The organism is Streptomyces sp. H27-H1 (assembly GCF_026627445.1).
Classification (GTDB): Bacteria; Actinomycetota; Actinomycetes; order Streptomycetales; family Streptomycetaceae; genus Streptomyces.
The window spans coordinates 230,223-244,740 of record NZ_JAPNLJ010000008.1 but is presented as its reverse complement, the minus strand read 5'-3'; the positions used below and the strand labels follow the sequence as shown (position 1 = coordinate 244,740).

Below are 14,518 nucleotides of genomic sequence, written 5' to 3'. Positions count from 1 at the left end.
CAGCCGGCTCAGGCGCCGGCGGTGATCTCCGCGCAGCGGGTGGCTACGGCTCCGAGCGTGCCGTGCGTACGCAGCAGCTCCCGCTGGACGCGCGCGCCGTTGCCGCGCTCCAGGAGGCGGGCGATGCCCTCCCGGACGCGTTCGTCGTCGCCGTGGTCGGCCAGGGCTTCGCGCACGTGCGCGTACAGCGCCTCGACGGCCACCTCGGGCGGCGTCTCCCGCATCGTCCCGGGATCGATGAGCGGGCCGTCCAGCCCCGAACGGCCGGCGCGCCAGGCCGCGAGCCGCAGCAGCCCCGTGCCGATCCTGGCCGGCGGCTGACCGTCCCGCCAGGCGCGGGCGGCGGTCTCGACCAGGCCGCGCACCAGGGCCGCCAGGAGAACCGGGGTGGACGCCTCCAGGCAGACGTCCGCGACCCTGACCTCCACCGTCGGATAGGCGGCGGACAGCCGTGCGTCGAAGTAGATCATCCCCTCATCGCGCAGCACGCCGGTGTTGAGCATGGCGCTCACCTGCTCGTGGTAGCGGTCGGCGGACCCGAAGACGTCCGTGGGCCCGGCCGACGGCAACCGGTTCCACACCCGGCTGCGGTAGCTGCCGTACCCGCTGTCCTCGCCCTGCCAGAAGGGCGAGTTCGCGCTCATCGCGGTCAGCACCGGCAGCCAGGGGCGGATCCTGTCGAGGACCGCGACACCCTCCTCGTCCGACTCGACCGACACGTGGACGTGACAGCCGCAGGTCAGCTGCTCCTGCGCGGTCAGGCCGAACTGCTCGCCGACCCATTCGTAGCGCTTGCCCTTGCTCAACGAGGGCCGGACGGCCAGCGGAGAGGTGCCGAGGGCCGCGACCAACGCCCCGGCGGACGCGGCGTGGCAGGCGGCCTCCGCCCGCCAGCGGGTGATCTCCTCCAAGAGCTCGCCCATCTCCGTCACCGGTTTGGTGGCGAACTCCAGCTGCTCCTTCTGCAGTTCCTTCTCGAAAGTGTGCCCCTGCGGTTCACCGCCCTGCGGCCGATGTCCGGCGGACCGGTCCGCGGCCGCCAGTACGGCCCCCGACAGGGCCAGCGGCTCGCCGCTGCGGCTGTCCACCAGCAACAGCTCTTCTTCCACGCCTACGCTTCGCATGCCGCCGCCCATCGTTCCGCTGGTCACAGATCACCCCACACCTGCCCTGCCCCACCCCGACCATGCGGGTACCGGCCGGGGCGGCGGGCAGGCGGCCTGCTGCGGGGCGAGCCACCGGGTGCGGTCGCGGTGGATCCGCATGAGCCGCGGCTTCCGGGGTACGCGGTACGTCGCGGACGGGCCCGGCATCACCATCCGCGACGGTCGGACGGCGGCGGAGCGATACGCCCCGTCTTCCTTTTCCTTTACCGAAGGAGTTGTTTTCGCGTGACTGAGCATGGTTGGAGCTATCCGGCGACTTCGGGGTACCTGACCGGGGCAGATCTGACCGGCTACAAGGTCGAGGCTGCCGACGGCAGCGTCGGCAAGGTGGACGAGCACACCCACGAGGCCGGTGACGCCTTCCTGGTGGTCGACACCGGAGTGTGGATCTTCGGCAAGGAAGTGCTCCTCCCTGCGGGCACGGTGACCCGCGTCGATCCGGAGGACCGGAAGATCTACGTGGACCGGACCAAGGAGCAGATCAAGGACGCCCCGGAGTTCATCCGGGCCACGCACCTCGCCGACGTCCAGTACCGCGAGGAGATCGGCATCTACTACGGCATCGGCGGTCCCTTCGGCGGCGGCCGCTCCGTGTGATCAAGGGCGCCTTCAAGCACTGACCCGCACCGCCGGAGTCCGCCGCGGTCCCGAACCGATAGAGGGGTTCGGGACCGCGGCGTGTCCGAACCAATAGAGGGAGGGCTCCCGCATGACGTCGTCGGGGGAAGACAGGGGAACGAGCGGACACGGTTCCGCGTCGTTCGGGCGCGATGTGGTGCTGGCCGTGGGGCTCGCGGGGATCTGTGTGGGCGGCCTGGCCGTCTTCCTCAAGGCCGCCGGAGGGGCCGGGGCGGGGATGCCTGTCGTCCCCGTCGTCACCGCGGTGGTCCTCGGCGTCGGGGTGGCGCTGGCCAAGTGGGGCGTATCGCCCGTCCGCCGCGGCTCCACCGCCCGCCCGGTCCCCGGCCCGGCAGCGCACAGGGATCCGTACGGGCTCGAGATGACCGCGGTACTGGACGCGCCCGCCGTACGGGAGGTACCGGACGTACGTGAGGTAACCGCCGTACAGGAGGTGCCGGACCTCGACGCCGGCGCGCTGGACCACACTGCGGTCGACGCCGACGGTTTCGAGCACGCGATAGCCGCGCTGTGCGCGCGCGACGGCTGCACGCCCGTGGAAGTGGTCGGCGGCGCGGGCGACTTGGGCGCCGACGTGATCGCAACGACCCCGGACGGACTCCGTGTCGTCGTCCAGTGCAAGCACTACGCCGACACCAACCGCGTCGGATCGCAGGACCTGCAGCGCTTCGGCGGCACCTGCTTCGCCGTGCACGACGCCGACGTCGCGATCGTCGTCACCACCAGCTCCTACACCGCCCCCGCCCTCGAATACGCCGCCGGGTGCGGCATCGTCTGCGTCGACGGCGAAGCCCTGGCGGCCTGGACCGACCTGGCCACGCCGCCGCCCTGGGAACCGGACAGCCGCGCCGGTACGGCCTCCGTGTCCACGGACTGACCGCGGGCGCCCCGGCGGACGAGGCGGCGTAGAGCGAGCCGGACCGGCTCTCGCGGGTCGATATGGGATTAAATCTGAGGTACATGACGTTTTGTCATGGAATTTGGTTCCGATGCATGGGTGAAGGGGGCCTCGTTGCCGGCCGATCAACGTTCTCGCACGGACAAGGTGGTCTTCGGGGTCACCGCGGGCCTGACCATCGCCTTCGTACTGTGGGGCGCCGTAGCCACGGATTCACTGGAGAGCGTGTCGAGCACCCTGCTCGGAGGGCTCATCCACAACGGCGGCTGGGCCTTCATGCTCGCCGCCAGCGCCTTCGTCGTCTTCGCCCTCTGGCTGGCGGTCAGCCGCTACGGCCGGATCCGCCTCGGCCGCGAGGACGAGCCCCCGGAGTTCCGTACCGTCTCCTGGGTCGCCATGATGTTCAGCGCCGGCATGGGCATCGGGCTCATGTTCTACGGCGTGAGCGAACCGCTGGCACACTACGAGACTCCCCCGCCCGGCACGCATCCGGTCGACTCCGCCGAGCGGATGCAGACCTCGATGGCCACCACCCTGTTCCACTGGACGCTCCATCCGTGGGCGATCTACGCGGTCGTCGGACTCGCCATCGCCTACAGCACGTTCCGTCGCGGCCGCCGCCAGACGATCAGTGCGGTGTTCGAGCCGCTGATCGGCGCCCGGCACGCCCACGGTGGAGCCGGCCGGGTCATCGACATCGTCGCGATCTTCGCCACCCTCTTCGGTTCGGCGGCCTCACTCGGCCTGGGGGCCCTCCAGATCGGCAGCGGGTTCCGTGAGCTGGGGTGGATGAACACGGTCAGCACCGCGCTCCTCGTGGGCGTCATCGCCGTGCTGACCATGGCCTTCGTCGCCTCCGCGGTGTCCGGTGTGGAACGCGGAATCCAGTGGCTGTCGAACATCAACATGGTGCTCGCCTTCGTGCTGGTCGTGTTCGTGTTCATCGCCGGTCCGACCGTCATCGTGCTCGACCTCCTGCCCACGTCCCTGGGCGCCTACCTCGGCGACCTGCCCCAGCTCGTCGGCCGTACCGAGGCCACCGGCGCCGGAGAGGTCGCCGAATGGCTGGGCAGCTGGACGGTCTTCTACTGGGCCTGGTGGATCTCCTGGACCCCGTTCGTCGGGATGTTCATCGCCCGGATCAGCCGCGGCCGGACCATCCGCCAGTTCATCGGCGGGGTCATCCTCGTCCCGAGCACGGTCAGCCTGCTGTGGTTCGCCGTTTTCGGCGGCACGGCCATGAAGCTCCGGGAGAGCGGCGACCTCGCCAAGGAGAGCACCCCTGAGGGACAGCTCTTCGGGCTGCTGCAGGAGTTCCCCCTCGCCACCGCCATGAGCCTGCTGGTCATGCTCCTCGTCGCCATCTTCTTCGTCTCCGGCGCCGACGCCGCCTCCATCGTGATGGGCACGCTGTCGCAAAAGGGCGTCCTCGAGCCGTCCCGGCTGGTGGTCGTCTTCTGGGGCGTGGTCACCGGCGCCGTCGCGGCCGTCATGCTGCTCATCGGCAACGGCAAGGGCGATGCGCTCGCCGGACTGCAGAACCTGACGATCCTCGTGGCGGCGCCCTTCACGCTGGTCATGATCGGCATGTGCGTGTCACTCATGCGCGACCTGCGCCGGGACCCGCTCATCATCCAGGGCGAGCAGGGCGAGGAAGCCGTGGCCGTGGCCGTGGCCGCGGGCCACGAGGAGTACGGCGGCGACTTCGAGATCCGCATCGGCCCGGCCGGCGAGCCGGATGAGGACGCGGCGCAGACACCCTCCGCGTCCTCCCCTCCCAACGGTCGGACATGACGACGGAGCTCGAAGTCCTTCCCGGCGCGCGGGCCTTCGTACGGCCCATCCCCTAGGTTCGGGGGCATGGTGCACGTACTCGGCAGCAGGATCCTGCTGCGCCCCACGGATCCGGAGCGCTCCCGCGCCTTCTACGGTGAGGCGCTGGGGCTCTGCGTCCACCGTGAGTTCGGGACCGGCCCGGAGCGCGGCACGGTCTACTTCCTCGGCGGCGGGTTCCTGGAGGTCTCCGGGCGCTCCGAAGAACCACCTGCTCCCGGTCTGCGGCTATGGCTGCAGGTAGCCGACGTCCGGGCTGCGCACGAGGAGCTGGTGGCGGCAGGCGTACGGGTGCTAAAGCCGCCCGTGAAGGAGCCGTGGGGCCTGATCGAGATGTGGGTGGCTGACCCGGACGGGGTGCGGATCGCGATCGTGGAGGTGCCGGAAGACCACCCGTTGCGGTACCGCCCCTGAGATGTTCTTCGGCCTGCGCCCGGCTGCTGTCGGCAGAAGGACGGGCGCCTGGTCGACGGCGTACCCGGTGCGGGTATGCCGTCGACCAGGCGGCGCCGGCTCAGAGCAGCGCGTGCGGGTACTGTTCGGCGCGGTTCTGGAAGGCCAGGACCGCGGCGTTCTGGACGGTGCCGCCGCGGATCTCGATCGCCCGGCGGATCGTGCGGTCACCGTCCCAGCCGGCCGGTCCCTCGAGGACCGGCCGCAGGAACGGGATCAGCGCCTCGCTGTTCTCCCAGGTGGCCGCGTCCCACAGGTAGGAGGGGCTGTGGTCCACGCCGTAGTAGTGGACCTGGTCACCGACGGTGAACATCGGGTTGTCGAAGGTGGTGGGCCGAGCCCAGTCGAAGCCCATGCCCTCGTCGCAGGAGACGTCGATGACGAGAGTGCCGGGCGCAAGCTTCGGCAGGTCCTCCTTTATCAGGAACATCAGCGGCGCCGCGGTGTCCTGGAGCACGCAGTTGACGATGATGTCGTGCCCGGCAAGGAACTCGGCCAGCGGCTCCGGCCCGTCCTCCGTGAGCGCGACGCTCCGCCGCGGGTCGAGGGTGTCGTCGGCCACGTCGTGGTCGAAGTGCACGATCCGTGCCGAATGGATCGGTGAGCTGACGGCGGCGATTCCGCGGGCGGTCAGCACGTCCACGTCGTGGACACCCAGCGCACTGAGCGCGGTTACCGCGCCGCGGGCGGTGGCTCCGAAGCCGATCACCACCGCACGCCGCCGGCGCCCGTAGTCACCGGTCGCCCCGGTCAGCTGCATGGCATGCAGCACCGAGGAGTAGCCGGCCAGCTCGTTGTTCTTGTGGAAGACATGCAGGCTGAAGTTGTCCTCCCGCGTCCAGTGGTTCATCGCCTCGAAGGCGATCACCGTGAGCTTGCGGTCGATGGCGGCCTGCGTGACCTTCTCGTCCTGCACGCAGTGCGGCCACCCCCACAGCACCTGCCCGTCCCGCAGCTCCGCCAGGTCCTCGTGCAACGGTTTGGCCAGCAGGATGACGTCACACTCCGCGATCAGCTCCTCGCGTGAGCGGAAACCGGCGACCCACGGGGCAAGCTGAAGGTCCGGAACACCGAAGTGCTCTCCGTAACCGGTCTGCAGATAGAGGCTGGGCTGAAGGTCGGCGTCGATGCGTTCGAAGTGCGCCGGGTGGATCGGCAGACGGCGCTCGTTCTCTTTACGGGTCTGCGACATGATTCCGAGCTTGAGATGCTGCAAAATGCCCCTTTGATTAATACCTGTCTAACACACCCGGGGGGTACGGAGCGTTGGCGGGCGTTGATCCTTCGGGCTGAGCGCCTTCAGCTGACAAGCGTGTGAGGGGCGGCCGGCTGCTTCTGGTCGGCGATTCGGTCGAGCCATTCCTTCATGAGGGCGAGTTCGCCGGAGGTCAACGCGGAGACCTGCGGGAGCACCGCACGCAGGGTGATTGCCGCACCGGCCGGTCCGGTTGAGGCCTGGACGGGCGCCTCGGTGGTGATGGCCGCGATGACGGCTTCACGGGCGAGGTCGGCGACCGTGAGGTCGCGCTGGTCTGCCGCCGTGGCGAGCAGGGCGAGCGCGGTTCCGCTGCCGGCGGCCTGGACCAGGCGGGCCGCCCGTTCCTCGGTGACCCGCAGGCGGCCCGCCTGGGCGATGCTGTGGATGTGCGAGGAGAGGTGGGCGAAGGCGGCCGCGGCAGCTGGTGCGGTCGCCCCGTCCGGGCGGGGCGCGCCGTACATGAGGCGGTACAGGGCCGGGTTGGCGAGCGCGAAGTCGATGTTCAGCTTCCAGCCGGTACGCAGGTCCTCGACGGGGTCGCCGGTGGGCCGGATGACCGCGTTCGCCTTCAGGTGCTCGGCCCATCCGTGTGCGGCGACCGCGTCCAGCAACCCCTGCTTGTCCCCGAAGAGGCGGTAGATGGTGGGGGCCTGAATGCCGGCTGCGGCGCTGACGGCGCGCGTGGATACGGCCTCGTAGCCGCCCTCGTTGAGGAGTTTCGTCGCAGCGGCGACGACCCGCTCCTGGTTCTTGTCGGCGCTGACAGGCTTCCCGGTCTCCATGTTTCCAACGATAACAGGTTGCTGATAGCGACCGTTCGACAACTGCCCTGCGCGCGTGTTGGATCACGCGCACCCGGCCCGCCGCATCCGTCCGCACCAGACTCCGCCCGAACCCGCGCACCCCCTCGGGGCCACCTTTGACGTCCTAGATGCGCCAGAAGCCGCACTGGTGGTCCGCCGCGAAGGCCCGGTCGGGCCGGTCGCCCGTGGGAGTCAGCTTCAGGACCGTGCCGCCGGGTCCGGTGGCCGGCCAGGGGGTCTGTCCGGGCACCGCGGGAACCCCGTAGCGGGCGAAAGCGCCCCAGTAGCGCTTCATCCGCGTCGCGAGCGCGACCTGGACGGGGGTGAGGGGCCGCTCACCCATGGTGAAGTCGTGCAGGTAGGCCAGGTCGGCGCTGTGCGCGTTCGACTCGTCCAGGCCCGGGACCTGCGCACCCGCCAGGGTGGGCGAGTCGGGGTCGTCGAACTCGTAGGTGAAGGTGGGCACTTGCCGGGCGAACAGCTGCGCCGTCCGGGCGGTCTGACAGGCGAACGTCGAATCGGTCATGACGGCCGACAGCGCCAGGTACGGTGATCCGTGGGCGGCGGCCGGATAGCGGGCGAGGACCTCCGGGCCGGCCGCTCCGTAGCCCCCCAAAACTTGTTCCGCGTACTGCTCGGCCGTCAGTCCGGGCTGGGTCAGCGCGACGAAGAGCCGCGCCTCGGAGCGGGTGCTCCCGATCAGGACCGGAACCTTGTTCCAGGTCCCCGCGGCGATCGCGGCCGCGGGATCCCTCGGGAGGAGCCCGTCGCCCGACGCGGGACCCGAAGTCGCCCGCGTACGGGCCGCATCCACCAGCGACTGCCCGGAGGCCGCGCGCAGGCACTCGACGACCGCGGTCGGATCGGCACAGCCCGCGCCCGCCGCGAAGTCCCGCGCCTCGGACTCGGCCCGCGCCCCGTCCGGAGTGCGCAGCAGCGTGCACGGCCCGCTCTGCAGTACGGCCCGGTGGAACAGCCCCGCCGCCGACGGCGCGGCCAGCAGCCCGCACACCGAACCGCTGCCCGCCGACTGGCCGGAGACCGTGACGTTGCCCGGATCCCCTCCGAAGGCCCGAGCGTTCTCCCGCGTCCAGCGCAGCGCCTGGATCTGGTCCATCAGGCCGAAGGAGCCGGAGCGCAGCCCGTTCTCGCGGCCCAGTTCGGGAAGGCCCAGATAACCGAGCTGCCCGAGGCGGTAGTTGACGCTGATGACGACGCTGTCGGTCAGTTCCGCCATCGTGCGTCCACCGAACTGGGTTCCGGTGCCCTGGCTGTACGCGCCACCGTGCATCCAGAAGACCACCGGCAGCCGGTCCCCCGCGCGGGCCCGCCGGGGCCGGTAGAGGTCCAGGTACAGGCAGTCCTCGCTGACCGCCCGCGGGTCCCGCAGCCCGAACGGCGAGAACTGCAGGCAGGCGGGCGCCTGCGCGACGGCTTCGCGCACGCCGTTCCAGCGTGCGGGCGAGCGGGGGGCGCGCAGCCGGAAGTCCCCGACCGGTGCGGCGGCGTAGGGCACGCCGAGGAACTCCTGCGCCCCGTCGTGGGCGCGGCCGCGGAGGGCGCCCTGTGCCACGGAGACCACCGGGCGGGGCGGTCCGTCCGGCGGGCCGGCGTTCGCGGAGCCTGCGGCGGCGGCTGCCGGGAGCGCCGCGGCGATCAAGGCGGTCAGGGCGAGTGCGGTACCGAGTAGGGGTCTTGCCGTGGAAAGCCGGGCGATCCGGGTCGAGAGCCGTTGCATCCGTACTCCTGGGTTCAAGACGGTCCGGGGGGCGGGGCGGGGGCGGGCGGGCCGCGCCTGCCCCGCCCCCGGAAGGGCGTCGCTCGCTCGAGAGGGGCCGTACGGCCTACGGGCGCAGGCCCGTGATCAGGGCCGCGGTGACGGCGAAGTCGACCGGACCGGTGTTCCAGTCGGCATTCATCGGACTGACGGCGATCTTCCCGGCGCTCACGGCTTCGACGTCGCTGCCCCGGGCCGGGGTCCGCAGGTCCACCTTCACGCCGACCTTCCAGGTGCCGTCGCCGGCATCGGTGAAGTCGGCCTTGAGCAGCGCCTGCGGGTCCTGGAAGGTGGTGGCCACCCCGGCCGGGGTGCCCATGCCGTCGGCGCCGATGACGGGGTGGTTGACGTTGAGGCCGACACCCTTGGGCAGCAGGGGGCCCGAGCGGGCCCGCGAGCGCAGCCGGTCGATCAGCTTGACGGCGAAGTCGAGCGTCGGCCCCATCGCGTTGACGGTGGTGACGGGGTCGGGGGCCGTGACACCGCCGGTGCTCAGCGCGATGGCGGGGATCCCCGCGTCCAGTCCGGTGACGGCGCCGCCGACCGTTCCGGAGTGGGTGGCGAGGGCGGCGACGTTCGGGCCGAAGTTGGTGCCGGACACGACGAGGTCGGGCGCGTTCCCCTCGAACACCTCGGAGAGCCCGAAGCCCACCGAGTCGCCGGGGGATCCGTCGACGGCCCACACCTTCGGCTCGGGGTGCCGCACGGTGATGGACGGGGCGTTGGAGGTCTTCGTGCCGGCGCCGCTCTGGTTGGTGAGCGGGGCGACGATGGTGACGTCGTGTCCGGCGGCGGTGAGCCGCGCGAAGGCGAGGCGGATGCCGGGCGCGTTGTAGCCGTCGTCGTTGGTGAGCAGGATCCGCAGCGGGCGCGCCGGTACGGGGGCGGGCGCCGGACCGGCCTGCGGCTCGGCCGCGGCGGCGGGCACCGTACCGGCGAGGGCGGGGGCGCACAGCAGCAGGGCGGCCAACGGCAGAACTCGCTTGCGTTGCACAGAACGCTCCTTCGGGGAGGGAGTGGCGTCGGGATGGGGTGAGGGCCGGAAAGCGGTGGGGACCGGCGGGCGCGCGACCCTCGGCGCGAGCCCGCCGGAGTGCGGACCGGGCCGCCGCCCGGAAGCAGGAAGGGCGGCCCGGAGTCTGTGGGGCGGCAGCGGGATCAGCGCACGCTGCGGATCGGGAGGATGGCCAGCGCGCCGATCAGCGAGAGGGCGCCGCCGACCAGGAACAGCGGGGTGTAGCCGCCCAGGGTGGTGACGACGGCGGAGGCCACGAACGGGGCGATGATCTGGGGCCCGGCGTTCGCGATGTTCAGGACGCCCATGTCGCGGGCGGCGTCCTCGGCCCGGGGCAGCACCAGGGTGACGAGCGCGGTGTCGACGGCCATGAAACATCCGAAGGCGAGGCCGTTGAGCGCGCTGAAGACGAGCATGCCCGTCCACGTCGGACTGACGACGGGGACCACCATGACCAGTCCGGCGAGGGCCGCGGAGACGCCGACGAACACCTTCCGGCGGTTCCACCGGTCGGACAGAACCCCGCCGACCACCGTGGAGAGGGCCATCGCGACCATCGAGATCGGGGTGAGCACCGCTATCGCCGCGGGCGGGGTCATCCCCTCGGGAAGGGTGATGTGGTCGCCCAGGATGTAGAGCTGGTAGCCGACGACCGAGAAGTAGCCGAGGACCATCAGGGCCCGCCCGATGAAGGCCCACCGGAAGTCGTGGTTGGCGAGCGCCGACAGGAAGGCCTTCATCTGGGCGCCCTTGGGGGCGGCGGGCGCGTCGGGGGCGGCCTCGGGGCGCGGTACGTCGCGGCAGAAGGTGGTGAGCAGCAGCGCGGCCCCGGCGATGACCCCGCCGAAGATCAGGTAGCCGGTGCGCAGGTGATCGGCGGTCTGGGAGGCGATGAGCACGCCGACCGTGCCACCGATGGGCAGGCCCAGCCCCACCAGTGCGGACGCGGTGCCGCGCCGGGCGGCGGGTACCCGGTCGGGCACGATCGCGGTGACGGCGGCCTGGTAGATGTTCATGGTCGCCTGGACCAGGCACCAGCCGATCCCGACGAGCAGCGCGGTACTCACGCTGCCGACGAGGGCGAGGCCGGCGAGCGAGGCGAGGCCGCCCCCCAGCACCCAGGGGTTGCGGCGGCCGCTGCGATCGGAGAGGGCGCCGGCGATCGGGTTGAACGCGGTCGCGAAGATCGCGCTGATACCGCCGATCAGGCCCAGGACGGCGACCTTGTCGTCGCCGGCGATGGCCTCGATCTGAGTGGGCAGCAGGACGGAGCCGACACCCATGTAGACGGCCATCATCGCGGAGTTCGCGACCAGCAGGAGGAGCAGGAGCCCGCGTCCGCGGGAAGGTTCGGGATCCGCCGGTACGGGCGGGTCGATGATCTCGTTCGTGGCCATGACGACTCCTCGGGGGACGGAGCGGGGAGGTGACGTGCGGGGTGCCGCCGGAATGCGGTGCGCGGGGAAGACGGAGATGCCGGGGGTGCTGTCGCGCACGGGGGCGTCGCCGGGAGGGCCGTGCCGAGCGCGATGACGCTGACGCGGTGCGGTTGCTCGGTGCGGGGCGGTCCGGTGCGATGCCGTGCCGTGCCGTGGGTGCAGTGCCTGCGGTCGGGAGCGGGTGCACTGCGGGTGCGGTGCGGGAAGGCGGTACCGCCTTGCGGGGCTGAGCGGTGCGGTGCTGGCAGTGCGGTGCGGATGAAGCGCGGTGCGGATAGAGCGCGGTGCAGTGCGATGAGATGCGGTGCCGTGCTGTGCTGTGCCGGGCTGTGTGGTTTACGTGATGTTGTTACACGTGTCACTCGAGGTGCTTGGACACTGTGTAGCACTCGTTCCCGGGTCTAGCCAAGGGCTGGCGCTGGTCTCCGTACAGATCGTGACCCATCGGAGAGTTCCAGATCGATCACGTGTAACCAGCCGAATGCGACCGCCCGTCGAGTCCGGACCGTCCGAAATACCTCTTGCCCTTGTGGCGGCGGTCACGCATCCGCAATACTCCGTGCCGCACCGCGACGGCCCCGCCGCAGCGCTCCGGCAAGAGCACGCCCACCCCCCGCGGTTCCGCCGCCGCGCCGGCCCGCCCCGGCCCCCTCTGCACATCTCCCCGCTCCGCGCCCGTACGCCGTCTCCCCACACGCCCCCACCGCTCGGGGACGCGGCCGCGAAAGGTCCCGCCATGCAATATTTCCCCACGCCCGCCCCCGCACCGACCCCGGTTCCCACCCGGCCCGCCCGGCGCCCGGTCCCCGCGGCCCCACCCCGCCACGCGCTCGCCTGTGGTGCCGCGCTGACCCTCCTGTCCCTGCTGACCGGACTGCTCGTCCGCATCGACGAACGGCCCTTCTTCCAGGGCCTCGACGACGCCTGGGCCGCCTCACTGCACGGCTCGCCCGCCGACTCCGCCAGCGGGTTCGCCACCGCGCTCGACCGGCTCGGCGGCCCGCTGGGCACGGTCGTACCACTCCTGCTGATGGGCTGCCTGGCCACGTACGGGCGCTGGCGCTCGGCGCTCTTCGTCTTCACCACCGCGATCCTGGCCAACATGCTCGTGGTGCTGCCCCTCAAGCAACTGGCCGACCGGCCGCGTCCCCCGCACACCTGGGTCCTGGTCAACGACGGCTCGTACCCCTCCGGCCAGGTCTTCAGCGCCGTGGCCCTGGTGATCGCCGCCGCGGTGGTGCTGTTCCCGCCGGGCGGCCGGCGTTGGTGGTGGCTCTTCGGCGCGGGGTACACCGGCGCCATGATGTGGAGCCGAACCTGGCAGCACGCCCAGTGGCTGAGCGACACCTTCGCCGGCGCCCTGGCGGCCGCGGGTGCCTGCCTGCTCCTGTGGCGGGCCTTCGCACCCCTGCTGGAGACGGAGGCGGAACGAATGGCCGCGGACACGCTCTGGCTGTGACGGGCCCCGTGCCGGCAGGGCCGCCCGGAGGGAGTTCCCGGCGGCCCGGCCAGCTGGGCCAGCCGGACCCCGCCTGTCCCGCCAGGCCCGCCCGGCCCGACGGTGACACACTCCGTGATATTGCGAAAGATTGACGGTCGCCGAATTCTCGCCATACTCTCGACGGGTCGGCGCGCGTCCGGCGCGCAGCCCAGGAAGGATCGACTCATGGCACCCACCCCAGGACCCCCAGGATCCGGTCAGCCCGTGGCACATCCGCCCGCGGGCCGGCTGCGCGGCGTGGTCGAGGACGGGCTCGCCGTCTTCCGGGCCGTGCCCTACGCCGCGCCCCCGGTCGGCGCACTGCGCTGGCGGCCCGCGCGGCCGCATCCCGGCTGGAGCGGCACCCGCGACGCGACCGCCGACGGACCCAGCGCCCCGCAGATGTACATGGAGGGCGGCGACCCGGTGCTCGGCGGGCACGGCTCGCCGCCCTTCGACGAGGACTGCCTGACCCTCAATGTGTGGACTCCCGCGGCCGACGACGCCCGGCGGCCCGTGCTGGTCTGGATCCACGGAGGCGGCTTCGTGTCCGGCTCCGGGTCGCTGCCGAACTACTCGGGCGCCACCTTCGCCCGCGACGGGGACCTGGTCGTCGTCAGCATCAACTACCGCATCGGACCGCTCGGTTATCTCCACACGGGACCCGAGGAAGGTGCGCAGGACCCCGGCGCCAACCACTGGCTGACCGACCAGCTCGCCGCCCTGCGCTGGGTGCGGGACAACATCGCCGCCTTCGGGGGCGACCCCGACGCCATCACCGTCGCGGGCCAGTCGGGCGGCGCCGTGTCCACCGCCGCCCTCGCCGGGCTGCCTGAGACCCGGGGTCTGATCCGGCGGGTGATCCTGATGAGCCCGCCCTTCGGGCTGGACCTCCCGGTGCCCGACGACCGCCCCGAGCGCACGGCCGCGTACCTCGAGGCCGCCGGGGTCAAGAGCCTGGCCGAGCTGCGCATGCTGCCCTGGCCCGAGCTGATCGGCGCCGTCGGCGGGCTTTTCGCCCGGACGACCCGCTGGGGCTACTGGCCCACGCCGTTCCTGCCCGTGGTCGACGGCGTCAGCCTGCCCCGCCACCCGGCCGAGGCCCTGCTGCACGGGGCCGCGGCCGGGATCGAGGTGATGATCGGCTGGACCCGGGAGGAGGCCAACTTCGGCTTCGCACTGAACGAGGTCCACGACGCGGCGGACCGGGACCAGGTCACCGCTCGGATCGCGGACACCTTCGGCGCCGAGGCCGCCCCCGGCGTGTACGCGGCGTACGAGCGCGCCCGGCCCGGGGCGAGGCCGGCCGAGGTCCTGATGGACCTCATCACGGACGAGCTCTTCCGGGTCCCGGCGCTCCGGCTCGCCGAAGCGCGGGCCGAGGCGGGCCATCCGGTGTGGGCCTACCAGTTCGACTTTCCCGCGGCCGCCTACGAAGGACGGCTCGGCGCGGCCCACTGCCTGGAACTGCCCTTCGCCTTCGCGAACTTCGACCAGTGGGCGGACGCGCCCCTGACCTCCGGGCTGGACCCCGCCGTCCGGGACGGGCTCGCGCACACCATGCACGAGGCCTGGATCGCCTTCGTCCGCACCGGCGACCCGAACCACCCGGACATGCCGGCGTGGAGCCCGTACGAGAAGGACACCCGCACCACGATGCGCTTCGACTCCGTGGTCACCGCGCTTCCCGACCTCGCCGGGGACTCCCTGCGCCTGCACGAGGGGGCCCTCGGCTCACGGCCCGCCTGAAGGCCGCT

12 protein-coding genes are annotated in these 14,518 nt (G+C 71.8%); 6 read left to right on the top strand and 6 right to left on the bottom strand.

The genetic code is table 11. The features are described from left to right. Nucleotides 1-8: 8 nt before the first annotated feature. Nucleotides 9-1,124, bottom strand: coding sequence for a glutamate--cysteine ligase (locus OTB20_RS11790; RefSeq protein ID WP_267817070.1), 1,116 nt, complete (start codon nt 1,122-1,124; stop codon nt 9-11). Nucleotides 1,125-1,391: 267 nt separating this feature from the next. Here OTB20_RS11790 and OTB20_RS11785 point away from each other — a divergent pair, with 267 nt between their 5' ends. The 4 genes from OTB20_RS11785 to OTB20_RS11770 all read left to right on the top strand — a co-directional run bounded on the left by OTB20_RS11785 (nt 1,392) and on the right by OTB20_RS11770 (nt 4,950). Then, a complete protein-coding gene (locus OTB20_RS11785; protein WP_267817068.1) occupies nt 1,392-1,763 on the top strand; it encodes a PRC-barrel domain-containing protein in 372 nt (123 codons plus the stop codon). Nucleotides 1,764-1,875: 112 nt separating this feature from the next. Then, nucleotides 1,876-2,682: a restriction endonuclease gene (locus OTB20_RS11780; RefSeq protein ID WP_267817066.1), complete on the top strand. Its 807-nt coding sequence runs from the start codon at nt 1,876-1,878 to the stop codon at nt 2,680-2,682. Nucleotides 2,683-2,778: 96 nt separating this feature from the next. Beyond that, nucleotides 2,779-4,497, top strand: a complete 1,719-nt coding sequence (locus OTB20_RS11775; RefSeq protein WP_420716374.1) for a BCCT family transporter — start codon at nt 2,779-2,781, stop codon at nt 4,495-4,497. A 66-nt stretch (nt 4,498-4,563) separates the two neighbouring features. Then, a complete protein-coding gene (locus OTB20_RS11770; RefSeq protein ID WP_267817064.1) occupies nt 4,564-4,950 on the top strand; it encodes a VOC family protein in 387 nt (128 codons plus the stop codon). A gap of 100 nt (nt 4,951-5,050) precedes the next feature. Here the strand turns inward: OTB20_RS11770 and OTB20_RS11765 are convergent, their stop codons facing one another. The 5 genes from OTB20_RS11765 to OTB20_RS11745 all read right to left on the bottom strand — a co-directional run bounded on the left by OTB20_RS11765 (nt 5,051) and on the right by OTB20_RS11745 (nt 11,239). Next, entirely contained in the window at nt 5,051-6,205 is a 1,155-nt protein-coding gene (locus OTB20_RS11765; RefSeq protein WP_267817062.1) for a N(5)-(carboxyethyl)ornithine synthase, read from the bottom strand. Nucleotides 6,206-6,288: 83 nt separating this feature from the next. Beyond that, nucleotides 6,289-7,029, bottom strand: coding sequence for a TetR/AcrR family transcriptional regulator (locus tag OTB20_RS11760; RefSeq protein WP_267817060.1), 741 nt, complete (start codon nt 7,027-7,029; stop codon nt 6,289-6,291). A 145-nt stretch (nt 7,030-7,174) separates the two neighbouring features. Then, complete coding sequence (locus tag OTB20_RS11755) at nt 7,175-8,788, bottom strand: carboxylesterase/lipase family protein (protein ID WP_267817058.1); 1,614 nt, start codon at nt 8,786-8,788, stop codon at nt 7,175-7,177. Between the two features lie 106 nt (nt 8,789-8,894). Next, on the bottom strand, nt 8,895-9,821 hold the full coding sequence (gene surE, locus OTB20_RS11750; RefSeq protein ID WP_267817056.1) for a 5'/3'-nucleotidase SurE: 927 nt from the start codon (nt 9,819-9,821) through the stop codon (nt 8,895-8,897). 164 nt (nt 9,822-9,985) lie between these two features. Next, the gene (locus tag OTB20_RS11745; protein WP_267817054.1) at nt 9,986-11,239 is read right to left on the bottom strand and encodes an MFS transporter; all 1,254 of its coding nucleotides are present in this window, start codon (nt 11,237-11,239) and stop codon (nt 9,986-9,988) included. Nucleotides 11,240-12,017: 778 nt separating this feature from the next. Here OTB20_RS11745 and OTB20_RS11740 point away from each other — a divergent pair. Both OTB20_RS11740 and OTB20_RS11735 read left to right on the top strand, forming a co-directional pair. After that, nucleotides 12,018-12,740 carry a phosphatase PAP2 family protein gene (locus OTB20_RS11740; RefSeq protein ID WP_267817052.1) on the top strand — a complete coding sequence of 241 codons (723 nt, stop codon included), beginning with the start codon at nt 12,018-12,020 and terminating at the stop codon, nt 12,738-12,740. A gap of 246 nt (nt 12,741-12,986) precedes the next feature. Further along, entirely contained in the window at nt 12,987-14,510 is a 1,524-nt protein-coding gene (locus tag OTB20_RS11735) for a carboxylesterase/lipase family protein (protein ID WP_267817050.1), read from the top strand. Nucleotides 14,511-14,518: the final 8 nt, after the last annotated feature.